Origin of the sequence: Pandoraea pnomenusa (assembly GCF_040391475.1) — a bacterium.
GTDB classification, from domain to species: domain Bacteria; phylum Pseudomonadota; class Gammaproteobacteria; order Burkholderiales; family Burkholderiaceae; genus Pandoraea; species Pandoraea pnomenusa_C.
Map to the genome: position 1 here is coordinate 75,949 of NZ_JBEBXS010000011.1, position 23,592 is coordinate 99,540.

Genomic DNA, 23,592 nt, shown 5'->3' on the forward strand with positions numbered 1-23,592 from the left:
CTTGCGTGATCCTGCGCGCCCGCCCGTGAGCGGGGGCGCGCAGCGCTTGATCGGTACGAGCAGGGCGTGGGTGCGATGCGGTGGTGTTGCGAGGCTTAGTGGCCTAGTGGCCTGGTGGCCTAGCGGCCGATACGCACAGTGCTGGCGTTGACCTTCAGGCTGATCGTTTGCATGCCGGACGACAGGGATGGCGCAGGATATTGCGCGACGGCGAATGTCGTGCGCGGCTGGCCGGGCGAGGTCGTCGATGCCTGTGTCGGCTTGGGCGCCGGAGCGGGAGGAATGACTTCGTCCCACAGGCGCACGTTGTTGGCGGTGGTCACCGTCGAGTTGACGGGTGCGATCGCGGCGGGTGCGGTACCGGAGAGGTTGGTGACGAGGCTGCGCTGCAGGTTCGCGGCCTGAGTGGTGGCGAGCAAGGCGTCGCTCACTGCGGCATTCGGCACGCCAATGCCGATGATGTCGGCTTGCGCGCTGCCTGCGAAGCACGCGGCGGCCACGCAGAACATGGCGCTGCGCGTCGTTTTGACGTTGATTCTCAACATGGCATGCCCCCCGGCCTCCACAGACTGTCCCCTCAGACTCTCTGTATTTTATTGCGCAATTTGAGAAAGAAAAGGGGAAAAAGTAATAGCGGAATCATTCGGCTTTGAGTAAATAATTTACGCAGATTGCGGTTTGTCGCGCAGAGGCAACATTGGTAAGCCTCCCGGGGCAGCAGACTCGCACCGGCGCGGGCTTCGCGCATAAACTGCTTTGAAAGCGAGGTGACGTCTGATGCGTTATCCATGACGATCGCTGGAGGATTTCTTCGGTTTTCGTCCCGGCAGAGACATGTTTGCAACATGCGTGGGTCCGGCGGAAAAATGTATCGGGCGTGAAAAAAATCGGGGCGGCGGCGCGGGGGTGCTGACCGGAAAGACAGGGGAAACCATGCGTGTGCTGGTCGTGAGTGAGGCTGCCCCCTGGCTGGGCGGCCTGCAAGTCGCGCTGCAAACCGAAGCAGACGCGACACCGCCGGTCTTGCGGCACGTGCAGAGCGTGTCGACGCAGGACTGGATCTGGCTGCGCGAATTGCCTTCGCGTCGCGCGCTCGTCCTCGACGAATCCGTAGCGCGTACCCCCGCCGTCGACATCCTGTGTTCGATGGCGAGCGAATGTGCGCCGCCGGTGCCGGTCATCGTGATCGGCGATGCGGGTTTTCCCGACGAGATCATTCGCTGGCTGCAAGCCGGTGTCGCCGCTTGCCTGCCGTGGCCGAACTCGGTCGCGCGCATCCGGTCGGTCTTCGACCTGGCGTTCTCCGGCGGACGGTTCGTACCGGAGGAAGCCCTTTCGGCCTTGCTGGTGCTGTGGCGACAGGAGGCGTTGGGCGAAGCGTTGCCGCTGTCGCGCCTGCCCGTGTTTCCGTTGGGCGGCGATAAGGCAACGCAACTGGCCGAGTCGGCACTCCTGGGTATCTCCCAGCGGCAGTACGAAATCCTGGCGCTGCTCTCGCGTGGTTTATCTATCAAAACCATCTGTCAGCAATTGGTGATCTCCGAAGGCACGGCGAAGACCCATGTGTCGGCGTTGTACCGCCGACTTGGCGCGCGCAACCGCGGTGAGGCCATCTATATTGCGGCGCAGCGTGGCGCTCGGCATCTGTTCGAAACCTGATCGCGTGGCGCGCAAGGCCGTCGGTATTGATCTCGACCAGGAATCCGAGTCGATTGGCTTCGGAACATTCCGGGTTCGCGTGTGGGGTGTTGGCCGATCGCCGGGTGTCGAATTACTATACGAACTTCATTTGCCAATTTTTTACAGGCGTCGCTCTCGCAGCGCGCTTCGAAGTCGACGGCGATGGCCGTCGACGGGGCACAGGAGTCCACGCGTTGTCCAAGTCGTCCACGTCGTCTTCGTCGTCAATGCCGCGCAATTCGCAAGCATCCGCCTCGCCGCAAGATTCCGCCGCGAATGCCATGTCGTCTTCTGGTGGCGCCTCATCTTCCTCCTCCGCATCCTCCGCATCCTCCGCATCCGACACCGGTTCTGCATCGCATGCGAGCGGCGCCGCAGGCTTGCCGGCGCGCGGTGCGCTTGCCGGGGTGAAGGTGCTCGAACTGGGCACGCTCATCGCCGGGCCGTTTGCTGCGCGCATGCTCGGCGAGTTCGGTGCGGAAGTCATCAAGATCGAGGATCCGCAGCACGGCGATCCGCTGCGCAAGTGGCGCAAGCTGCATCCGGACGCCGGCGGCACGTCGCTCTGGTGGGCGGTGCAGGCACGTAACAAGAAGTCCGTCACGATCAACCTCAAGTCGCCCGAAGGGCAGGAGATCGTGCGCAAGCTCGTGGCGCAGGCGGACATCGTGGTCGAGAATTTCCGCCCCGGTTTGCTCGAGCGTTTCGGACTCGGCTACGAGCAGTTGTCGGCATTGAATCCCGGGCTTGTGATGGTGCGTCTCTCGGGCTATGGGCAGACCGGGCCGTACCGCGACCGGCCGGGCTTCGGCGCCATTGCCGAATCGATGGGCGGGCTGCGGCATATCACCGGATACCCCGATCTGCCGCCGCCGCGAATCGGCATCTCCATTGGTGATTCCATCGCGGCGCTGCATGGCGTCATCGGCGCCATGATGGCGCTGCATCACCGGAATGTGAACGGTGGGCGGGGGCAGGTCGTGGACGTCGCGCTATACGAAGCGGTGTTCAACCTCATGGAGAGTGTGGTGCCCGAGTACAGCGTGGCGGGCATGGTCCGCGAGCGCACGGGCGCGTCGTTGCCGGGCATCGTGCCGTCGAACACCTACGCTTGCGCGGACGGGATGATCGTCGTCGGCGGCAACAGCGACCCGATCTTCAAGCGGTTGATGCACGCCATCGGCCGAGCCGATCTGGCAGAGGACCCGGGGTTGGCGCACAACGACGGCCGCGTGCCACGCACCGCCGAGATCGACGAGGCCATCGGCAACTGGGCACGCACACGTCCGATCGACGAAGCCCTTGTCGTACTGCAGGGTGCTGACGTCCCGGCGAGTCGCATCTACACGGTGGCCGACATGTTCAAGGATCCGCAGTTCATTGCGCGCCAGATGATCCAGCGCCACACCTTCCCCGACGGCACGCCCATCGACCTGCCCAACATCACGCCCAAGCTGTCGGACACGCCGGGGCAGACGCAGTGGCTCGGCCCGGAACTGGGGGCGCACACCGACGAAGTGCTCGGGCAACTGGGTTATGATGCCGGGCAAATCAAGGTGCTGCGCGAGAACGGCGTCATCTGAGCCGATACGTCGCAAGCCAGATAGGTAGTACCCGGGGCACGGCGCCGACCGCGCCCCATGAAAAAAGCACGTCATACCAAGAAAGAACGCTGCAACCACGGAGACAACAACACTATGCAACGACGTCAATTCGTCACGGCCCTGGCCGCCACGGGCCTGATCGGCGCAGGCATGCGCCCCGGCTTCGCGCAAAGCAAGCTGGAAAAGACCAAGATCGCCATCGCTGTCGGCGGCAAGAATCTGTTCTACTACCTGCCGCTCACGATCGCCGAGCGGCTGAACTACTTCAAGGACGAGGGCCTCGACGTCGAGATCTCGGACTTCGCCGGCGGTTCGAAGGCGCTACAAGCCCTGGTCGGTGGTAGCGCCGATGTCGTTTCCGGCGCCTACGAGCATACGATTTTGCTGCAGGCGAAGAACCAGTTCATTCGCGCGTTCGTGCTGCAGGGGCGTGCGCCGCAGATCGTGTTCGGCGTATCGAACAAGACCATGCCGAACTTCAAGTCGGTGGCCGATCTGCGTGGCAAGAAGATCGGTGTCACGGCACCCGGATCGTCCACGAACATCATGGCGAACTTCGTGCTCGCCAAGGGCGGCGTCAAACCCAATGAAGTCGCCTTCGTCGGTGTCGGCGCATCGTCGGGCGCACTCGCGGCCATTCGCTCGGGCAACATCGACGCGATCGTCAACCTGGACCCGGTCATCACCATGCTGGAGCGCGACAAGGAAATTCGTGTGATTTCCGACACGCGCACGCTCAAGGAAACGGTGGCGGTGTTCGGCGGCAACATGCCGGCAGGGTGCCTCTACACGAACGAATCGTTCATCCAGAAGAATCCGAACACCACGCAGGCGCTGACCAATGCGATGGTGCGCGCGTTGCGCTGGCTGCAAACGGCCGGACCGTCGGACCTCATCAAGACGGTGCCGGATGCTTACCTGCTCGGCGATCGTGCGCTGTATCTCGACGCGTGGAGTCGCGTGAAGGAAGCCATTTCGCCGGACGGCCTGATTCCGGCCGACGGCCCGGCGACCGCACTGCGCACGTTGCAGGCGTTCGACGAAACGGTGAAGGGCAAGTCGATCGACCTGTCGAAGACGTACACGAACGAGTTCGCGAAGAAGGCCGGCGCCAAGTACAAATGATGACAGCGCCGGCTCTGAGTTTCGACAGCATTACCTGTACGTTCGTCTCGCGCGACGACCGCAGCAAGCGATACACGGCCGTCGCCGACACCACGCTCGACATTGCGCCGGGCGAGTTCGTCTCGGTCGTGGGGCCGACCGGGTGCGGCAAGTCGACGTTGCTGAATGTCGCCGCTGGACTGCTGACACCCTCGTCGGGCACCGTCAAGGTGTTCGGCGAGCCGCTCAAGGGCATCAATTCGCGTGCCGGCTACATGTTTCAGGCCGAAGCGCTGATGCCCTGGCGCAACGCCCTCGACAACGTGATCGCCGGGCTCGAGTTTCGCGGCGTACCGGCCGAGGAGGCGCAGGCACGCGGAAATGAGTGGCTCAAGCGTGTGGGCCTGGGCGGATTCGGCGATCGCTATCCGCATCAACTGTCGGGCGGCATGCGAAAGCGTGTGGCTATGGCGCAGACGCTGATCCTCGATCCCGACATCATCCTGATGGACGAGCCGTTTTCGGCGCTCGATATCCAGACACGTCAGTTGATGGAGAACGAGTTGCTCGAGCTGTGGGCCGCCAAGCGTCGCGCGGTGCTGTTCATCACGCACGATCTGGACGAAGCGATTGCGTTGTCCGACCGGGTCGTGGTGCTCGCGGCCGGGCCGGGGACTCACCCGATCGGGGAGTTCCGGATCGATCTGCCGCGTCCGCGCGATGTGGCAGAGATTCGGAACCATCCACGCTTTACCGAGCTGCACGCCCAGATCTGGGATGTGCTTCGCGAGGAAGTGCTCAAGGGTTACACCCAACAATTGAAGGCGGTCTGAATCGGCATGGGCCAAGTCGCTGGTTTTCTGATGAGTGCGTGCGGTTGGACGCGCTGGTTCGATTGGATGGACTGGTTCGATTTGCCGGATGGCTTTGGCTTTTTCGATTGGCTTGTCTGACCCCTCGTCTGATATTCCCGGAATCCGTTCGTCATGCGTAATCTTTCGGTCATGCGGCACTTGCGTTTGTGGCAATGGCTGCTGCTGGTGGCAGGTTTTCTCGTCTGGTACGTGCTCACGAGCCCGACGGTGCTGCCTGCGTTCTATTTCGACAGTCCCGACAAGGCTGCCTTCTTCTTCGGCGAGCCCCAGAAGGTGCTGCTCCAGATCTGGCAATGGTTCGCCAGTGGAGAGATCTATCTTCATCTGGGCGTCACATTGCTCGAGACAGTCCTCGCCTTCGTCATCGGCACCGTATTCGGACTCGCCGTGGGACTCTGGCTGGCGCTCGCGCCGAGCGCCGGTGCGCTGTTCGATCCGTACATCAAGGCGGCCAACTCGATGCCTCGCGTGATTCTCGCGCCGATCTTCGGGGTGTGGTTCGGCCTCGGTATCTGGTCGAAGGTCGCGCTGGGCGTGACGCTGGTGTTCTTCATCGTGTTCTTCAACGTCTACCAGGGCGTGAAGGAAGTCAGCCCGGTCGTGCTTGCCAATGCGCGCATGTTGGGCGCGAACCAGCGCCAGTTGCTGCGCCGGGTGTATCTGCCGAGTGCCACGAGCTGGGTGTTTTCCAGTCTGCACAATTCGGTGGGGCTCGCGTTCGTCGGCGCCGTGGTGGGCGAGTACCTCGGCTCGTCGCGAGGTGTCGGTTACCTGATTTTGCAGGCCGAAGGTACGTTCGATATCAACGCGGTGATTGCCGGGGTGCTGATCCTCACGGCGTTCGCCCTGATCCTCGACGGACTGGTCGGCGTGGTCGAGCGACGTCTGCTCGTCTGGCAGCCGCAGGCCGGCGAAACCGAAAAGATGTAGTCGTCAGGAATCGATATGCGGCCGGTCGCGGTGATGCGACCGATGCCGCGATGGCGTCATATCCGGGTACCTTTCCTCGGTTACAATTGCCGCATGCGAATCCTGCTCAGCAACGACGATGGGTATCAGGCGCCAGGTCTGGCCGCGCTCTACGAAGCGCTTCTACCGCTTGGCGACATTACCGTGGTGGCGCCCGAACAGAACTGTAGCGGTGCGTCCAATTCTCTGACCCTGCAACGGCCGCTTTCGGTTTTCAAGGCGCCGAACGACTTTACATTCATCAACGGTACGCCGACCGACTGTGTTCACGTAGCGCTCACCGGGCTGCTCGACACGCGTCCGGATATTGTTGTCTCCGGCATCAACAACGGCCAGAACATGGGCGAGGACACGCTGTACTCCGGTACCGTGGCCGCGGCTACCGAGGGCTTTCTCTTCGGCATTCCGTCGTTCGCGTTTTCGCAGGTCAACAAAGGGTGGGACCACCTCGACAGCGCAGCCCGTGTGGCGCGTGAAATCGTCGAACGCTATATGGAGCGTCCGCTGGGAGCCCCCTTCCTGTTGAACGTCAATATTCCCAATCTTCCGTACGACCGTCTCAAGGGTGCCCTTGCGACGCGTCTCGGAAAACGACATCAATCGCAGCCGGTGGTTCGTCAGATGAACCCGCGCGGCGATACGATTTACTGGATCGGTCCGGCCGGCGACGCGCGCGACAGCAGCGAAGGCACCGATTTCCATGCCGTGGCGCACGATTACGTCTCGGTCACCCCCTTGCAACTGGATCTCACGCATACCGCACGACTTGGTGTCGTGCATGACTGGCTGGCCAGCGCAGGGGTGGCCCAACGATGACGACACCGCCGAAGCGTTTTCCTCTCCCTCTGGCCGAAGTGATGACGCGCCGGCAGCGTAAAGCGCCCGTGCTCGACAAGGCCTCGCGGGCCAGTCCCGCCGGCGCGCCGCCCGCCGCCATGACGCGCAATACCGCGTCCGGCACGCAAGGCAATGCGAAACCGTCGGTGCAGGGCGCGACAGGGAGTGCCGCTTCGGCGCAACAGCAGAACGCACGCACCGGGCCCCGCGCGGCATCGACGCCGATGGCAGGCGCGTCCGCCCGACCTGGCGGTGTGCAGACACCGCACCCCGTTGTCCCGAAGGGGCTGGCACGTCCCGCATCGGCGCCTCATGCGCAGCCGGCGCCGCATGCCGTGAAAGCGACGCTCCGGCCTGCCGTCAAAGTGACGGGGGCGGCCGCAGGGGCACACAAGGGTGGCGTGATTGGCGGCGCGGGGGCAGCGAGCGCGGTACGAAGTGCTGTGGGGACAAAGGTTTCGTCAGGCGCTACCGGGCGTGGGCGTCCGGTCGTGGCGTCGAGCGTGTCGGACGACATGGGGCTGACCTCCGAGCGCGTGCGCGCACGTATGGCTGAACGGGTTGCTGCGTCGGGCGTCAAACACGCGGGTGTGCTGGCGGCGCTGGCCACGGTGCCGCGTCACGGTTTTGTCGACGCTGCGCTGGCCAATCAGGCCTATGAAGACGCTGCACTGCCGATCGGTCATGGACAGACGATCTCGAAGCCATCGGTGGTCGGGCGCATGATCGAGCTACTGCTCGCGGGCGGTCGTCCGCTGGACAAGGTGCTCGAAATCGGCACCGGTTGCGGCTATCAGGCGGCCGTGTTGTCGTGTGTGGCGCGTGACGTGTATTCCATTGAGCGGGTTCGTCCGTTACATGAACGGGCCAAGGCCAATTTGCGGCCTTTGCGCGTGCCCAACATTCGGTTGCATTACGGCGACGGGCGGCTCGGGTTGCCCGCCGTCGCGCCTTTCGACGGCATTGTGATCGCTGCGGCCGGGCTGGAAATTCCGGACGCGCTGGTCGATCAGCTTGCCGTAGGGGCGCGTCTCGTCGCCCCGGTGGGCGGTGAGCAACAGATTTTGACCCTCATCGAGCGCATCGGTGCGCGCCAATGGCGCGAGACGCAGCTTGATAGGGTGTTATTCGTCCCCTTAAAATCGGGCATCATTTAAGCCCGTCGGGCCTATTCTGCGGAGGATTTGAGTGAATTTGCGAGCGGGTTTTCAACAGCGCGTCGCCAGTGTCCTGATGCTGAGCATGCTGGCAGCATGCGCATCGCGACAAGTGGGGGCGCCGGTCGTCGACCGTACCGTAGGCGGTACGACGACCGACAGCACCGTGCCGGGCGCGGCGCCTGTCATCGACAACACGCCGGTGCCGGCGGGCTATTACCGCGTCAAACCGGGCGATCGCCTGTATCGCATCGCGCTGGAGAACGGTCAGAACTACCGGGATATCGCGCGGTGGAACAACATCCAGAATCCGGACCAGATCGAAGTCGGTCAGGTGCTGCGCGTGAAGCCGCCTGCGGGCGACACCGGCACGCCGCTGCCGCCGCCGGCCGCAAGCGTGCCGCCGTCCACGAACAATGCCGCCTCGGTGCCGCCGGCCGTTGTGCCGCCGCCGGCCAGTTCGTCGGCCCCCACGGCAGTCTCGAGTGGTGACCTGCAGCTCTCCTGGCCTGCCAAGGGTGCTGTCGTCGGCCGTTTCGATGATTCGAAAAACAAGGGACTCAATATTTCCGCCGATGCCGGCGCACCGGTCTATGCGGCAGGCGCGGGTAAGGTGGTGTACTCGGGTGCCGGCCTGCGCGGTTATGGCAACCTCGTCATCATCAAACACGACGCCACCTTCTTGACGGCGTATGCGCACAACCGCAAACTGTTGGTCAAGGAAGGCGACTCCGTTACGCGGGGTCAGCAAATCGCCGAAATGGGCAACTCCGATGCAGACCGTGTCATGCTGCATTTCGAGGTGCGCAAGGACGGCAAACCTGTGGATCCGATGAAGTATTTGCCGCCTCAATAAACTAGGCAGGGCCGAATGCTCAAAAGAAAGCGTCGTACTTCGCAAGAGGAAGACCTCGCTGCCCCGGAGCTCGATCAGGAGGTCGACGATCGGCAATCCCGGCAGGAAGAGGACGTGGACGACGCTTTCGACGAGCGCGAGGCGGAGGATGACGACGCCTCGCCGTCCGATGCCGCAGAAGCGGGCAGCACCGGACGCAAGCGCAAGTCCGCCGACGCCGACGACTTCGGCACCGTGCTGCAGGCCGAACTCACGGCCGACACCGTACAGCACTACCTCAATCGCATCAGTGCCAAACCGCTGTTGACTCCGGCGGAAGAACTCGATTACTCGACGCGCGCGCAAGCCGGTGAGTTTGCCGCGCGTCAGGTGATGATCGAGCGCAACCTGCGTTTGGTCGTGAGCATTGCCAAGGGCTACCTCAATCGAGGTGTGCCGCTGCTCGATCTGATCGAGGAGGGTAATCTCGGCCTGATGCACGCCATCGAAAAGTTCGATCCGGGGCGCGGCTTCCGCTTCTCGACGTATGCAACGTGGTGGATTCGTCAGAGTATCGAGCGGGCCATCATGAATCAGGCGCGCACCGTGCGTTTGCCGGTGCACGTGATTCGCGAACTCAATCAGGTGCTGCGCGCCAAGCGCCATCTGGAAAAGAGTGCTGCGTATGTCGACGGCGGTGAGCGGCGTGATGCGAGCATCGACGATATCGCCGATCTCACCGGCAAGACACCGGAAGAGATCACGGATATCCTCGCGCTCAATGAGCATGTCGCGTCGCTGGACGCGCCGCTGGAAATCGATCCGGGCAGCAGCCTGCTCGATCTGTTGTCCGACGATCATAGCGAGGCGCCGGAGCAGGAAGTCCAGCACCGCGAGCTGGAAGACCTGATGCGCCTGTGGCTCTCGCGACTGTCGACCAAGCATCGTTACGTGATCGAGCGCCGCTTCGGGCTCAATCGCGTGGAGCCGGCGACGCTCGAGGAACTGGCGGACGAAATGGGTCTGACCCGCGAGCGTGTGCGTCAGATTCAGCAAGAGGCACTCGTCAAGCTCAAGCGCTATTTCGCGTCGAACGGCGTGCGCAAGGACGCCGTGCTCTGAGCGCGCGCTCGGCGGCCGTCTTCGCTTGCTATCCTGTTCGTTCGACGTCGGGTGCGCGCTGTTCCGTGATCTGCTGACGATCCGGCTTGCCTGCCATCCACTCCGCGTGCGCCGCCGTGCGGCGGCGCGCGATCCTTCTTCCCTTTGAATTTCACTATGGCATCTCCCGTACTCGTCTTCGATATTGAAACGATTCCCGACGTCGATGGCCTGCGCAAGCTGGAACCTGCCTATGCCGGTCTGTCTGACGACGCGGTTGCCGAAGCTGCCTTCGCTGCGCGTCGTGAAAAGGTCGGGCACGATTTTCTGCCGTTGCACCTGCAGCGCGTCGCCGCCATCTCCTGCGTGTTTCGTGACCGCGATGGTTTCCGCGTGAAGTCGCTCGGTACGCTGGAAGATGGTGAGTCCGCGCTCGTGTCGGGCTTCTATCGCACGATCGAGAAATACGCGCCGCAACTCGTGTCGTGGAACGGCGGCGGTTTCGATCTGCCGGTGCTGCACTATCGCGCGATGATTCACGGCATTTCTGCGCCGCGCTATTGGGACATGGGCGAAGACGACCGCGAGTTCAAGTGGAATAACTACATCAGCCGCTATCACCAGCGCCACCTCGATCTGATGGATCTGCTGGCGATGTACCAGGCGCGCGCCAACGCACCGCTCGATGACCTCGCCAAGCTGTGCGGCTTCCCCGGCAAGCTCGGCATGGACGGCAGCAAGGTCTGGGAGGCGTACCGGGCCGGCAAGTTGGAGGAGATTCGCAATTATTGCGAGACGGACGTGGTGAACACCTATCTCGTCTATTGCCGCTATCAGTTGATGCGCGGCGGGCTGCGTCAGGCGGAGTACGAGCAGGAAATCGAGTTTGTGAAGCGCTCGCTCGAACAGGAAGCGGCGCCGCACTGGAAGGAATATCTCGGCGCCTGGGTCTGAATTCGCGTTGGCGGATGCGGGCATTCGCCTGGCCGGATGGGGCGGTAAGGTGTGGCTGTCGGCTTCGGTCGGCTTCGGTCGGCGTCGGTCGGTGTCGGCAGACGTTGGGCAGGGCGCAAGCGTGTGTGCGTCAGTGGCGGACGAATCGATTAAAATGCCGGGTTTGCTGTCGCATATGAGAACAAAGACGTGACCCGTTCCTCCCGAAACTCCTCGCGTGGCCGGCCGAGTGCCGAGCCCGGCATCATCGATATCGAATCGCTCGACATGGAAGCGCGCGGCGTCGGCCGCACGGCGCCAGAAGGCGAGCCGGGTACGCCCGAATACAAGCCCGGCAAGGTCATCTTCGTCGAAGGCGCCTTGCCCGGCGAGCGGGTCACCTATCTCAGCTATCGTCGCAAGCCCAAGTTCGAGCAGGCGGAGGCTGTCAGCGTGCTTCGCTCGAGCCCCATGCGTGCGAAGCCGCAGTGTCCGCATTTCGGGAAATGCGGTGGATGCTCCATGCAGCATCTCGAGCCGCGTGCGCAGATTGCCATCAAGCAGCGCGTGCTGGAAGACAACCTGGCGCGTCTGGGTAAAGTGAAGGCCGAAGCGATGCTTCGCCCGATCCAGGGGCCGGATTGGGGCTATCGCTTCCGCGCCCGCCTGACGGTGCGCTACGTCCCCAAGAAAGGCGGTGTGCTCATCGGCTTCCATGAGCGCAAGAGCAGCTACGTCGCCGATATGGATTCATGCGAAGTGCTGCCGCGCCATGTTTCGGACATGCTCGTGCCGCTGCGTCGTCTGGTCGAATCGCTGTCGATTCGCGAGCGTCTGCCGCAGATCGAACTTGCCATCGGCGCGGACGTGACGGCGCTCGTGCTCCGCATCCTTGAGCCGTTGACCCCGGAAGACGAGGCGATTCTGCGCACCTTCGCCGACGCCAATCACGTGCAGTTCTGGGTCCAGCCGAAGGGGCCGGACACGGCGGTGCCATTCTATCCGCTGACGCCGGAGCTGCATTACACGCTGCCGGAATACCAGATCCGCATGCCGTTCAAGCCGACGGATTTCACGCAGGTCAATCATCAGATCAACCGTGTGCTCGTGCATCGTGCGCTGCGTCTGCTTGCGCCGGAATCGCATGAGCGCGTGCTCGACCTGTTCTGCGGCCTGGGCAACTTCACGTTGCCATTGGCCCGTCGCGCGGGCGCTGTCATGGGGATCGAGGGCAGCACGGCGTTGACCGAGCGGGCGCTGGCCAACGCTCAGCGCAACGGCGTCGCAGACCGTACGGAATTCGCGTGTCGCAATCTGTTCGACATCACGCCCGACGACATTCGTGCGCTGGGAGCCTTCGATCGTTACCTGATCGACCCGCCGCGCGAAGGGGCACTGGCCGTGTCGAAGGCTTTGGCTGAATTGGCCCAGCAGGGCTATGACGGCCTGCCCAAGCGCATCGTCTACGTGTCGTGCAGTCCGGCGACGCTCGCGCGCGATGCCGGACTGCTTGTCCACGAAGCCGGTTATCGGCTGACGCTGGCGGGGGTGGTGAACATGTTCCCGCACACGTCGCATGTCGAGTCGATGGCGGTGTTCGAGCACGAAAGCATTGGTCAGCCATGGGTGCCGCGTGTGCGTGTGTCGGAATCGGATGCTGATGCGGACCCGGCGGATGAGGGCGTGGAAGCCATTGCGGGCGCTGTCGGTGGCGAGGGCGTCATTCACGAAACTGAGTAACGTTTCGCGGCTGGGCGAGCCCGCCAGCGTGCGGGCGGCGCACATGGGGCGACGTCTCCCGGGATGTTGCGGCCCGCTCGCCATCGAAGCAGGCAAAGAAAAAGCCAGTCCCGAGGGACTGGCTTTTTTGTCTGCGAGTCGCGAGGAATGACCTCGCAACCTCGTCAGGCGTACATCAGTTGCGGTTGCCGCCCAGCACGCCGAGCAGGGCGAGCAGGTTGGTAAAGATGTTGTACAGGTCGAGATAGATCGCCAGCGTTGCCGTCACGTAGTTCGTTTCGCCGCCGTTCACCACGCGCTGCACGTCGAACAGGATGTAGGCCGAGAAGATCGCGATCGCGAGCACCGAGACCGTCAGCATCAGCGCCGGCAATTGCAGCCAGATGTTGGCGACCGACGCCAGAATGATCACGAGCACGCCCATGAAGAGCCACTTGCCCAGGCCGCTGAAGTCGCGCTTGCTGACCGTGGCGATCGATGCCATCACGCCGAAGATCACGGCCGTGCCGCCAAACGCCAGCATGATGAGCGATGCGCCGTTGGAAAAGCCCAGCACGAAGCTCAACAGGCGCGTGAGCATCAGGCCCATGAAGAACGTGAACCCGAGCAGCAGGGCCACGCCGACGCCGCTGTTCTTGAAGCGCTCGATCGCGAACATGAAGCCGAAGGCAATCGCCAGGAAGGCGATCATGCTGACCATCGGACTGCCTGCGAACAGGGCGAAGCCGTAGGTCAGGCCCAGCCAGGCACCCGCAATCGTCGGCAGCATCGACAGGGCGAGCAGCCAGTACGTATTGCGCAGTACCTTGTTGCGCACCTGTACGGTGGTGGCGCCGGCGTTGCCGCCGTAGCCGAAACGTTGGAAGTCCTGGTTCATATTCTGTGTTCTCCGTGGTCTGTGTGCCCGCCGGCGGGGCCGGCAAGCGCCTCTTGACGCTTACGATGTCCGGCATCATGCCGGCGAATCCCCCGCAGCCGTTGATTCCCGGCTTGTCGTCGAAGTTTAAGCATACCGAAAGATGCGAGGGAGCGGACTCGGACGACGCCTGAAATCTCTGGGCAAATGCCTGAAATTCAATCGGCCGGTACGCCATCCGACTCTCCCACCGTGGGAAGGGTGCCGGAATGACATCCCTGTGACAACTTCGCGAAAAGCCGGATCGTCCCGGCCGTCCTGCGTTTGAGCGGTACGCGTACTGTAGGTTCCATCCCCATAATAGCAGCCTTCATGCTACAATTACGGGTTCATGTTGGTTATATAACTGCTTAATTTTTTGGAGTTTTTCATGGCAGTCGAACGCACTTTGTCGATTATCAAGCCCGATGCCGTTGCCAAGAACGTGATCGGCCAGATCTATAGCCGCTTCGAAGGCGCAGGCCTGAAGATCGCCGCTGCCAAGCTCGTGCACCTGTCGCGCGCCGAAGCCGAGCAGTTCTACGCCGTGCACAAGGAGCGCCCGTTCTTCAAGGATCTGGTCGACTTCATGATCTCGGGTCCGGTGATGATCCAGGCACTCGAAGGTGAAAACGCCATCGCGAAGAACCGCGAACTGATGGGCGCCACCGATCCGAAGAAGGCAGAGAAGGGCACGATCCGCGCCGATTTCGCCGACAGCATCGACGCCAACGCCGTGCACGGCTCGGACGCCGCTGAAACGGCTGCCGTGGAAGTGGCTTTCTTCTTCCCGGGCATGAACGTCTACTCGCGCTAAGCCGCGTTTAGCCGCTTGACTGCAGGAAGATACCGAAGGGATGTTGACGGACTACGGCCATGACCAACCTCACGAATCTGCTTGACTACGATCCGGACGGTTTGGCCGCCTATTGCGGCACGCTCGGCGAAAAGCCGTTCCGTGCCCGCCAGCTCCAGCGCTGGATCCACCAGATGGGTGCCGCCGATTTCGACGGCATGACCGATCTTGCCAAGTCGCTGCGCGAGAAGTTGAAAACGCGCGCGATGATCGCTTCGCCTGTCGCCATCACCGACCATCTGTCGGCCGACGGCACGCGCAAATGGCTGCTGGACGTGGGTAACGGCAATGCCGTGGAGACCGTCTACATTCCCGAGGAGACGCGTGGCACGCTGTGCGTTTCGTCGCAGGCGGGCTGCGCCGTCAACTGCCGGTTCTGTTCGACCGGCAAGCAGGGTTTCTCGCGCAACCTGACGCTTGGTGAAATCATCGGCCAGCTGTGGATGGCCGAATTCGCGTTGCGTCGTGACCTCGGGCGCGAGGGCAAGAACGAGCGCGTCATCACCAACGTGGTGATGATGGGCATGGGCGAGCCGCTGCTCAACTTCGACAATGTGGTGGGCGCCATGCGCCTGATGCTCGACGACAACGCCTATGGGCTGTCGCGTCGCCGCGTCACGCTGTCGACGTCGGGCGTGGTCCCGATGATGGATCGCCTGGGGCAGGAACTGCCCGTGGCGCTGGCCGTTTCGCTGCACGCACCGAACGATGCGCTGCGCGATGTGCTCGTGCCGCTCAACAAGAAATATCCGTTACGCGAGCTGATGGGCGCGTGCGAGCGTTACCTCGAGGTGGCGCCGCGCGATTTCATCACGTTCGAGTACTGCATGCTCGACGGTGTGAACGACACCGAAGCGCATGCGCGCGAGCTTGTCGCATTGACGCGCGACGTGCCGTGCAAATTCAATCTGATCCCGTTCAATCCGTTTCCCGAGTCCGGCCTGCTTCGCTCGAAGGATCCGCAGATCAAGCGATTTGCGCAAATCCTGCTCGACGCGGGCCTCGTGACGACCGTGCGCAAGACGCGCGGTGACGACATTGACGCGGCTTGCGGCCAACTCGCCGGTGAGGTGCAGGATCGCACCCGGCTTGCGCAACGCGGCAAATTCGGGAAAATCGCGGTCGAGGTGCGTACCGTATGAGGTTGCGCATGGGCGGGCGTGGACCGTGGCGAGGGCCGTCGGCCCCGCACGCGCCATGCCGCTCGTCGGATCAGTCTCGCACCACAGCAATCCTTGCGCAGGGCGCGCTTCGTGCCCCGCGCGATTCCGTCAGTTTCGAGCCGAATCGTCCGATGCGCCGCGCAGATCTTCACGCCGCGCGCACGGCCGGTGACGTAGCGGGACTGTGGCCAGCATATCCTCAGCCGCTGTGGGCGGCTGCTTACGAACGGGGGCGTATCGATGGATAACCAGAATCAGGCGGATGCAGGTGGGCAAGCCGAGGCGCAAGGCCAGGGACTGCCGCAAGGATCTTCCGCCAGATTGACTGAGCTGGGAGCGCAGGTGGGTGCGCAACTGGCCGCATTGCGCGAAAAGCGTGGCATGTCTATCGAAGACGTGTCGGCGCGCCTGAAAGTGTCGGTACAAAAGCTCAAGCGTCTCGAAGCTGGCGAATGGGATGCCTTGCCGGAAATGCCGTTCCTCCAGGGGGTCGTGCGAAGCTACGCCCGTATGCTCGGGGCGGATCCGGAGCCGATGATCGAACCGCTGCGCCAATTCGGCCGCGCGGCCCCGATCGATATTCCGCAACCGCCAACGGGGCAGCCGAGCATTCCGAAGAGCCCGGTGCGTTTCCGCTCGCCGGTGGCGGCGTCGCAGGCCAAATGGCCGTGGGCGCTGGTCGCGCTCGTCGTGATCGCCGGTGCGGCCTGGTACTTCGGGAACAATCACAAGGCCGGCCGTGGGTCGGTCGAGCCGGCGGAACTGGCCAGCGGCGCGTCGGCGCAGGGTGCGACGGACGCGGCGGAACCGGCCAGCCAGCCGGTCGTCACGGACGCCAACGGAACGCCGCCGGGTGCCGATGCCACCAACACGGGCAATACCGAGAGCACTGTCAACAGTGCGGCGGCCAGCGCGGCCGTCGCGGGCCCCGGCCTGATCGCTGCGGTCGATCCGACGCACGTCGTCGCCGGTCTGGCCAGCGCGGCAGCCGCAGCACCGGCCGCGCCGGCAGCCGTCGCGCCGGCTGACGCCAAGGCGTCCAGCGCGGGGGTGTCGGGGAATGGCAAGATTGCGTTGCGCCTGAAGGCGGACAGCTGGGTCGAAGTGCGTTCGAAGGACGGCAAAGTGCTGTTCTCCCAGTTGATGCGTGCAGGTGCCGAACAGGAAATTACGGGCGATGCGCCGCTCAAGGTCGTTGTGGGTAACGTCGCGGGCGTCGAGTCGCTGGAATTCAACGGTCAACCGGTCGAGATCAAGTCCCGCAATGCGGGTAATGTGGCGCGTCTGACGCTGCAGTAAGCGACCGAAAGAGGGTAATCATGGCTTCTGTAGAATGCATGCCGATCATTGGCGGTCCGGCGCCGCGCCGTCAGTCGCGCAAGGTCGCGATTCGCTGGGGCGGCCAGCTCGTGACCGTCGGCGGCGATTCGCCGATTCGGGTGCAATCGATGACCAACACCGACACGGCGGACGTGATCGGTACGGCCATTCAGGTCAAGGAGTTGGCGCAGGCGGGCTCCGAACTGGTACGTATTACGGTGAACACGCCGGAAGCGGCAGCGGCCGTGCCGGCGATTCGCGAGCAGCTTGATCGCATGGGCGTGATGGTGCCGCTCGTGGGCGACTTCCACTACAACGGCCACAAGCTGCTCGCCGACTATCCGGCCTGCGCGGAAACGTTGTCGAAGTACCGCATCAACCCGGGTAACGTCGGGCAGGGCGCCAAGCGCGACACGCAGTTCGCGCAAATGATCGAAATGGCGATCAAGTACGACAAGCCGGTGCGTATCGGCGTGAACTGGGGCAGCCTCGACCAGTCGCTGCTCGCGCGCATCATGGATGAGAACGCCGCTCGTGCCACCCCGTGGGACGCGCAAAGCGTGATGTACGAAGCGCTCATCACGTCGGCGCTCGAATCGGCTGAACTGGCGCAGCGTGTGGGCCTGTCGGCCGACAAGATCCTGCTCTCGTGCAAGGTCAGCGCCGTGCAGGACCTGATCGCGGTGTACCGCGAACTGGCCAAGCGCTGCGACTACGCGCTGCACCTCGGGCTGACCGAGGCCGGCATGGGCTCGAAGGGGATCGTCGCTTCGACGGCCGCGCTGTCGGTGCTGCTGCAGGAAGGTATCGGCGACACGATTCGTATCTCGCTCACGCCGGAACCGGGCGGTGCGCGTACGGGTGAAGTCGTGGTGGCGCAGGAAATCCTGCAGACGATGGGCCTGCGCGCGTTCGCGCCGATGGTCATCGCCTGCCCGGGTTGCGGTCGCACGACGAGCACGGTGTTCCAGGAGCTGGCATCGAGCATTCAGACGTACCTGCGCGAACAAATGCCGGTCTGGAAGGCGCAGTATCCGGGCGTCGAGAACATGCACGTGGCGGTGATGGGCTGCATCGTGAACGGTCCGGGCGAGTCGAAGCACGCCAACATCGGCATCAGCTTGCCGGGTTCGGGCGAATCGCCGGCCGCGCCGGTGTTCGTCGACGGCGAGAAGGTGCGCACGTTGCGCGGCGATCATATCGCCGAAGAGTTCCAGCAGATCGTCGACGATTACGTGAAGACGCGTTACGGTCAGGCCGAAGGGGCGGTCGCCGCTTAAGCCGACTTAAGCCGACTTAAGCGAGCGAAAGCAGGTGCAGGCAGGCGCCGACGGGCGTCGGCACGCAGGACACAAGAGAATATGACTGACGCAAAGAAGAAGCGCCCCGCCAAGCTGGCAGGGGTCAAGGGCATGAACGACATCCTCCCGCAGGACGAAGCGCTGTGGGAGTTTTTCGAGGAATCGGTGCGCGCCATGTTGCGTGCCTATGGCTATCAACAAATCCGCACGCCGATTCTCGAACAGACGCAGCTCTTCACGCGCGGTATCGGTGAAGTGACCGACATCGTCGAGAAGGAGATGTACAGCTTCACCGACTCGCTCAACGGCGAGCAGCTCACGATGCGCCCCGAGGGCACTGCGGCTGCCGTGCGTGCCACGCTCGAGCACAATCTGCTGTACGGCGGCCCGAAGCGCCTGTGGTACTTCGGCCCGATGTTCCGTCACGAGAAGCCGCAGCGCGGCCGTTATCGTCAGTTCCACCAGGTGGGCGTGGAAGCGCTCGGCCTGGCCGGTCCCGACGCGGACGTCGAAATCATTCTGATGTGCCAGCGCCTGTGGGACGATCTCGGTCTGACCGGCATCCACCTGCAACTCAACTCGCTGGGCCAGGGCGAGGAGCGCGCGCGTCACCGTGCCGACCTGATCGCGTATCTGGAGAAGCACGTCGACCTGCTCGACGAAGACGGCAAGCGTCGTCTGTACACGAATCCGCTGCGCGTGCTCGATACGAAGAACCCGGCGATGCAGGAAATGGTCGAAGGCGCACCGAAGCTCATCGACTATCTGGGCGAAGACTCGATCAAGCACTTCGAGGGCGTGCAGTCGCTGCTCAAGGCGAACAACATCCCGTTCACGATCAATCCGCGTCTCGTGCGCGGTCTGGACTACTACAATCTGACCGTGTTCGAGTGGGTCACCGACAAGCTCGGCGCGCAAGGCACGGTGGCGGGCGGCGGTCGTTACGATCCGCTCATCGAGCAACTGGGCGGCGACGCCACGCCGGCATGCGGCTGGGCAATGGGTGTCGAGCGCATTCTGGAATTGCTGCGCGAAGATGATCTCGTGCCGCAGGCCGAAGGTGCCGACGTTTATGTGGTGCACCAGGGCGAAGCTGCCGTGGCCCCGGCGCTGATCGCAGCGGAGCGCATGCGCGACGCGGGTCTGAACGTCGTGTTCCATTGCAGCCCGGACGGCAAGGGCAGCAGCTTCAAGTCGCAGATGAAGCGTGCGGATGCGAGCGGCGCGAACTTCGCCGTGATCGTCGGTGAGAACGAAGTGGCCTCGGGCACGGCGGTGGTCAAGCACCTGCGTGCCGCCGATCAGGCCAACAACCAGACCAGCGTGGCGTTCGACGCCCTCGCCGAGCACTTGATCGACGCCATCGTCGCCAGTGCCGACGAAAGCGTGAGCGAAAGCCTGACCGGCGACGGCGCAGGCAACGAAACGCTTCATTAATTCAAGACGCCAGACACGGAGAACCCCGGCGAATGAGCAGCTATCACGAGGAACAGGAACAGATCGAGAACGTAAAGGCCTGGTGGAAGCAGTACGGCAATTACGTTATCTGGACGCTGGTCGTCATCATGCTGGCCTATGGCGGCTGGAACCTGTGGCGCTATTACGAGCGCAAGCAAACGGTCGAAGCCGGCGTGCTGTACGGCGAGCTCGAGACGGCGATCGACGCCAAGGACAAGGCGAAGGTCACGCGTATCGCGGCCGATATGGAAAGCAAGTTCAGCGGCACGCCGTACGCGCAGATGACGGCGCTGCTGGCCGCGAAGACGCTCGCCGACGCGGGTGACGCTGCCGGTGCGAAGGCACAACTGCAATGGGCCGTGTCGAACGCGAAGGACGACGAGTACAAGCAACTGGCCAAGCTGCGTCTGGCGGGGGTGCTGCTCGACGAGAAGGCATATGACGAGGCACTGAAGTTGCTCGACAATCCGCCGGCACCGTACGCGGGGCTGTTTGCCGATCGTCGCGGCGACGTGCTCGTGGCGCAAAGCAAGGTGGCGGACGCGCGTACCGCGTACAAGCTCGCACTGGAGAAGCTCGACAAGCAGGATTCGGGCATGCGTCAGTTCGTTCAGTTCAAGCTCGACGCGCTGGGGGCCTGACGCGCGTCGGCAATCCGTTGGCAAGTATTACCCTCCCATAACGCATAACCGGGTACATGATGATCCTTAACGACTTCCGTCGATCGATGCCGCAAACGATGGGCATGTCAGAATCCCTGTCGTCTGCTTCGACGCGCCGTGGCATTTTCAAGCGCGCGGGCAGCGCCATGCTGACGCTGGCGGTGTTGGGCACGTTGGGTGGTTGCGGTCTGTTCGGCAGCAAGCCGGCGCATGAGCCGACGCCGCTCACCGAGATCAAGCAGGCACTGACCGTCAAGCAGATCTGGACGGCCAGCGTTGGCAAGGCCGGCGCCTACAGCTTCGCGCCGGTTGCGGTGGGCAATGCCGTGTTCGCTGCTGGCGCCAACGGCAGCATCGTGCGCGTGGATTCGGATACGGGAGCGTCGACGTGGTCGGCGAAGGCCGATACGAACATCACGGCCGGTCCGGGCAGCGACGGTGAGACGACCGTCGTGGCCACGCAAAAGGGCGACGTCATCGCCTTCGATCACGACGGCAAGCAAGCGTGGACGGCCAATGCCGGCAGCGAAGTGCTTACGTCGCCGCTGGTCGGCCGCGGCCTCGTGGTCGTGCGCGCGATCAACAACCGCGTGACCGCCTTCGATTCCAGCTCGGGTTCGGTCCGCTGGTCGTACTCGCAGCCGACGTCGACACTGACGTTGCGTACCGGCACGGGCATGACGTTCGTGGGTGATCGCGCCATCGTGACGGGCTTCCCGGGCGGCAAGCTCGTGGCGCTCGACGCCAACACCGGCAACCCGCTCTGGATCACGCCGCTGTCGTATCCGAAGGGTGTGACCGAGGTCGAGCGCGTGAACGACGTCACTGGCTCGCCGGTCGTGTTCGGCCGTCAGGTGTGCGGTGGCACGTTCCAGGGCCGCGTGGGTTGCGCCGATGTACAGACCGGCAACGGTCTGTGGGCACGCGACTTCTCGTCGTCGAACGGCGTGTCGCTTGACGAGCGCGTGGTGGCAGCGGTCAATACCGACGGCGCCGTGTACGCGTTCAACGCTGCCGATGGCAGTACACTGTGGCAGAACGACAAGCTCAAGTACCGCGACCTGTCGGCGCCGCTGGCGCTCGGCCGTGTGGTGGTGGTGGGCGACAAGCAGGGCTATCTGCATTTCCTGTCGCGCGACAACGGTGACATCCTCGCCCGCGTCAAGTTGAGCGGTGCGATCAGCGCGCAGCCGGTATTGGCCGGCCAGACGCTGGTTGTGCAGACGCGCGACGGCAACATCTACGGCTTCCGTCCGGAGTAACCGGTTACCGGCAGCACCCGGGCATTTTCCGGGAACGGCCGGCAGCGCGCCGGCCGTCTTCGTTTTTAGGGCTTATTCATGAAACCCGTTATCGCGCTCGTAGGGCGCCCCAACGTCGGCAAATCGACGCTATTCAACCGTTTGACCCGCTCGCGCGACGCCCTCGTCGCCGACATGCCCGGGCTCACGCGCGACCGTCACTACGGCGAGGGGCGCGTTGGCGAGCACCCGTATCTGCTGATCGATACCGGCGGCTTCGAACCTGTGGCCAAGGACGGCATTTTCCACGAAATGGCCAAGCAGACACGTCAGGCCGTGGTCGAGGCCGACGTGGTGATCTACATCGTGGACGGACGTCAGGGCCTGACGCCGCAGGATCAGATCATTGCGGAATACCTGCGCAAGACGGGGCGCAAGATCATGCTCGTGGTCAACAAGGCCGAGGGCATGAAGTACACGGCGGTGGCGAACGATTTCTACGAGCTGGGTCTGGGTGACCCGCTTGCGATCTCGGCCGCGCACGGCGACGGCGTGAAGGAAGTGATCGACGAAGCGATTGCCCCGTTCTACGCCAACCAGGACGAGAACGAAGACGACGCCAAGCACGACGGGCGCGTGCGCATTGCCATCGTCGGTCGGCCGAACGTCGGCAAGTCGACGCTCGTCAACACGCTGCTCGGTGAAGAGCGCGTGATCGCGTTCGACATGCCGGGCACCACGCGTGACTCGATTCACATCGACTTCGAGCGGCAGGGCAAGAACTACACGCTGATCGATACGGCGGGTCTGCGTCGTCGCGGCAAGGTGTTCGAAGCCGTCGAGAAGTTCTCGGTGGTGAAGACGCTGCAATCGATTGCCGATGCGAATGTCGTGATCCTCATGCTCGACGCGCGCCAGGACATCTCGGATCAGGACGCCCATATCGCGGGCTTCATTCTTGAGTCGGGCCGCGCACTGGTCGTGGGCGTGAACAAGTGGGACGGTCTGGACGAGTACACCCGAGATCAGGCCAAACAAGAATTGGAGCGAAAGCTCAAATTCCTCAGCTTTGCGAACTTCCACTTCATTTCGGCGGTGAAGGCGACTGGCATCGGCCCGCTCATGCGCTCGGTTGACGAGGCATATGCGGCGGCGATGAGCAAGCTGCCGACGCCGAAGCTCACGAAGGCGCTGATCGAGGCGGTGGAGCACCAGCAGCCGCGCCGTTCGGGCTTTTCGCGTCCGAAGCTGCGCTACGCTCACCAAGGGGGCTCGAATCCCCCGATCATCGTCATCCACGGGAATAATCTGGATGGCGTGACCGACACCTATCGCCGCTATCTCGAGAACCGTTTCCGCGAAACTTTTAAGTTGAAGGGCACTCCATTACGCATAGAGTTCCGCAACAGCGCGAACCCTTACGCCAAGGGCGAGTGAAAGCCACTCCCGGGCGGGGTTTTGCTGGCGACGCTAGCAAAATCAGCTATAGTGTGGAGGTCAGGGCGGGAAGCGCGCACACGCCTTGGCTTACGGTCATTTGCTAAAAATACAATGGAGTAACTTATGAGCAACAAAGGGCAACTTCTACAAGACCCGTTTCTGAACGCCTTGCGTAAGGAGCATGTTCCCGTCTCGATCTATCTGGTCAACGGTATCAAGCTGCAGGGAAACATCGAGTCGTTCGACCAGTATGTCGTCCTGCTGCGCAACACGGTCACGCAAATGGTGTACAAGCACGCCATTTCGACGGTCGTTCCTGCGCGTCCGGTGAATTTCCATCCGGAAGCCGAGCAGTCCTGATTCAGGCTCGCCCGACCGGGAGTCTCTCCGGCCGGGCGAATTTCTCTTCCCCATCGCCCGC

22 protein-coding genes are annotated in these 23,592 nt (G+C 63.3%); 20 read left to right on the top strand and 2 right to left on the bottom strand.

The features are described from left to right. Positions 1 to 119 precede the first annotated feature (119 nt). On the bottom strand, positions 120 to 545 hold the full coding sequence (locus tag ABWO90_RS13635; RefSeq protein WP_353191772.1) for a hypothetical protein: 426 nt from the start codon (positions 543 to 545) through the stop codon (positions 120 to 122). Between the two features lie 388 nt (positions 546 to 933). On the opposite strand from ABWO90_RS13635, the gene ABWO90_RS13640 reads away from it, so the two are divergent. From ABWO90_RS13640 to rlmD, 11 genes are all read left to right on the top strand, one after another. Further along, positions 934 to 1,659, top strand: coding sequence for a response regulator transcription factor (locus ABWO90_RS13640; protein ID WP_353191773.1), 726 nt, complete (start codon positions 934 to 936; stop codon positions 1,657 to 1,659). 302 nt (positions 1,660 to 1,961) lie between these two features. After that, complete coding sequence (locus ABWO90_RS13645) at positions 1,962 to 3,263, top strand: CaiB/BaiF CoA transferase family protein (RefSeq protein WP_353191774.1); 1,302 nt, start codon at positions 1,962 to 1,964, stop codon at positions 3,261 to 3,263. A gap of 114 nt (positions 3,264 to 3,377) precedes the next feature. Continuing rightward, positions 3,378 to 4,409, top strand: a complete 1,032-nt coding sequence (locus tag ABWO90_RS13650; protein WP_502922608.1) for an ABC transporter substrate-binding protein — start codon at positions 3,378 to 3,380, stop codon at positions 4,407 to 4,409. Continuing rightward, positions 4,409 to 5,221, top strand: a complete 813-nt coding sequence (locus ABWO90_RS13655; protein WP_353191775.1) for an ABC transporter ATP-binding protein — start codon at positions 4,409 to 4,411, stop codon at positions 5,219 to 5,221. The genes ABWO90_RS13650 and ABWO90_RS13655 overlap by 1 nt, the downstream gene beginning before the upstream one ends. A 153-nt stretch (positions 5,222 to 5,374) precedes the next feature. Further along, positions 5,375 to 6,193 (top strand): ABC transporter permease, encoded by an 819-nt coding sequence (locus ABWO90_RS13660; protein WP_353191776.1) that lies wholly within the window; start codon positions 5,375 to 5,377, stop codon positions 6,191 to 6,193. Between the two features lie 93 nt (positions 6,194 to 6,286). Beyond that, positions 6,287 to 7,048, top strand: a complete 762-nt coding sequence (gene surE, locus ABWO90_RS13665; protein WP_353191777.1) for a 5'/3'-nucleotidase SurE — start codon at positions 6,287 to 6,289, stop codon at positions 7,046 to 7,048. Next, complete coding sequence (locus tag ABWO90_RS13670; protein WP_353191778.1) at positions 7,045 to 8,226, top strand: protein-L-isoaspartate(D-aspartate) O-methyltransferase; 1,182 nt, start codon at positions 7,045 to 7,047, stop codon at positions 8,224 to 8,226. Before surE ends, ABWO90_RS13670 begins: the two co-directional genes overlap by 4 nt. A 76-nt stretch (positions 8,227 to 8,302) precedes the next feature. Beyond that, positions 8,303 to 9,082, top strand: a complete 780-nt coding sequence (locus tag ABWO90_RS13675) for a peptidoglycan DD-metalloendopeptidase family protein (protein WP_353191848.1) — start codon at positions 8,303 to 8,305, stop codon at positions 9,080 to 9,082. A 15-nt stretch (positions 9,083 to 9,097) separates the two neighbouring features. Beyond that, entirely contained in the window at positions 9,098 to 10,183 is a 1,086-nt protein-coding gene (gene rpoS, locus ABWO90_RS13680) for an RNA polymerase sigma factor RpoS (RefSeq protein WP_353191779.1), read from the top strand. 156 nt (positions 10,184 to 10,339) lie between these two features. Beyond that, positions 10,340 to 11,116 carry a 3'-5' exonuclease gene (locus tag ABWO90_RS13685; RefSeq protein ID WP_353191780.1) on the top strand — a complete coding sequence of 259 codons (777 nt, stop codon included), beginning with the start codon at positions 10,340 to 10,342 and terminating at the stop codon, positions 11,114 to 11,116. 189 nt (positions 11,117 to 11,305) lie between these two features. Continuing rightward, complete coding sequence (gene rlmD / locus ABWO90_RS13690) at positions 11,306 to 12,835, top strand: 23S rRNA (uracil(1939)-C(5))-methyltransferase RlmD (protein ID WP_353191781.1); 1,530 nt, start codon at positions 11,306 to 11,308, stop codon at positions 12,833 to 12,835. A 175-nt stretch (positions 12,836 to 13,010) separates the two neighbouring features. Here rlmD and ABWO90_RS13695 read toward each other — a convergent pair whose 3' ends face one another. Then, complete coding sequence (locus tag ABWO90_RS13695; protein WP_353191782.1) at positions 13,011 to 13,712, bottom strand: Bax inhibitor-1/YccA family protein; 702 nt, start codon at positions 13,710 to 13,712, stop codon at positions 13,011 to 13,013. Between the two features lie 409 nt (positions 13,713 to 14,121). On the opposite strand from ABWO90_RS13695, the gene ndk reads away from it, so the two are divergent. The 9 genes from ndk (at position 14,122) to hfq (ending at position 23,531) form a co-directional block, all read left to right on the top strand. Beyond that, on the top strand, positions 14,122 to 14,547 hold the full coding sequence (gene ndk / locus ABWO90_RS13700; protein ID WP_353191783.1) for a nucleoside-diphosphate kinase: 426 nt from the start codon (positions 14,122 to 14,124) through the stop codon (positions 14,545 to 14,547). A gap of 59 nt (positions 14,548 to 14,606) precedes the next feature. Then, on the top strand, positions 14,607 to 15,728 hold the full coding sequence (rlmN, locus tag ABWO90_RS13705; protein WP_353191784.1) for a dual-specificity RNA methyltransferase RlmN: 1,122 nt from the start codon (positions 14,607 to 14,609) through the stop codon (positions 15,726 to 15,728). A 261-nt stretch (positions 15,729 to 15,989) separates the two neighbouring features. Then, a complete protein-coding gene (locus tag ABWO90_RS13710; protein WP_353191785.1) occupies positions 15,990 to 17,048 on the top strand; it encodes a RodZ domain-containing protein in 1,059 nt (352 codons plus the stop codon). A gap of 20 nt (positions 17,049 to 17,068) precedes the next feature. Further along, a complete protein-coding gene (gene ispG / locus ABWO90_RS13715; RefSeq protein ID WP_353191786.1) occupies positions 17,069 to 18,349 on the top strand; it encodes a flavodoxin-dependent (E)-4-hydroxy-3-methylbut-2-enyl-diphosphate synthase in 1,281 nt (426 codons plus the stop codon). A gap of 81 nt (positions 18,350 to 18,430) precedes the next feature. After that, positions 18,431 to 19,807, top strand: coding sequence for a histidine--tRNA ligase (gene hisS / locus ABWO90_RS13720; RefSeq protein WP_353191787.1), 1,377 nt, complete (start codon positions 18,431 to 18,433; stop codon positions 19,805 to 19,807). Between the two features lie 32 nt (positions 19,808 to 19,839). After that, a complete protein-coding gene (locus tag ABWO90_RS13725; protein WP_353191788.1) occupies positions 19,840 to 20,469 on the top strand; it encodes a YfgM family protein in 630 nt (209 codons plus the stop codon). Between the two features lie 104 nt (positions 20,470 to 20,573). Next, a complete protein-coding gene (gene bamB, locus ABWO90_RS13730) occupies positions 20,574 to 21,752 on the top strand; it encodes an outer membrane protein assembly factor BamB (RefSeq protein ID WP_353191789.1) in 1,179 nt (392 codons plus the stop codon). 78 nt (positions 21,753 to 21,830) lie between these two features. Next, positions 21,831 to 23,168, top strand: coding sequence for a ribosome biogenesis GTPase Der (gene der / locus ABWO90_RS13735; RefSeq protein WP_353191790.1), 1,338 nt, complete (start codon positions 21,831 to 21,833; stop codon positions 23,166 to 23,168). A 126-nt stretch (positions 23,169 to 23,294) separates the two neighbouring features. Next, positions 23,295 to 23,531, top strand: a complete 237-nt coding sequence (hfq, locus tag ABWO90_RS13740) for an RNA chaperone Hfq (protein WP_010807283.1) — start codon at positions 23,295 to 23,297, stop codon at positions 23,529 to 23,531. Positions 23,532 to 23,592 lie beyond the last annotated feature (61 nt).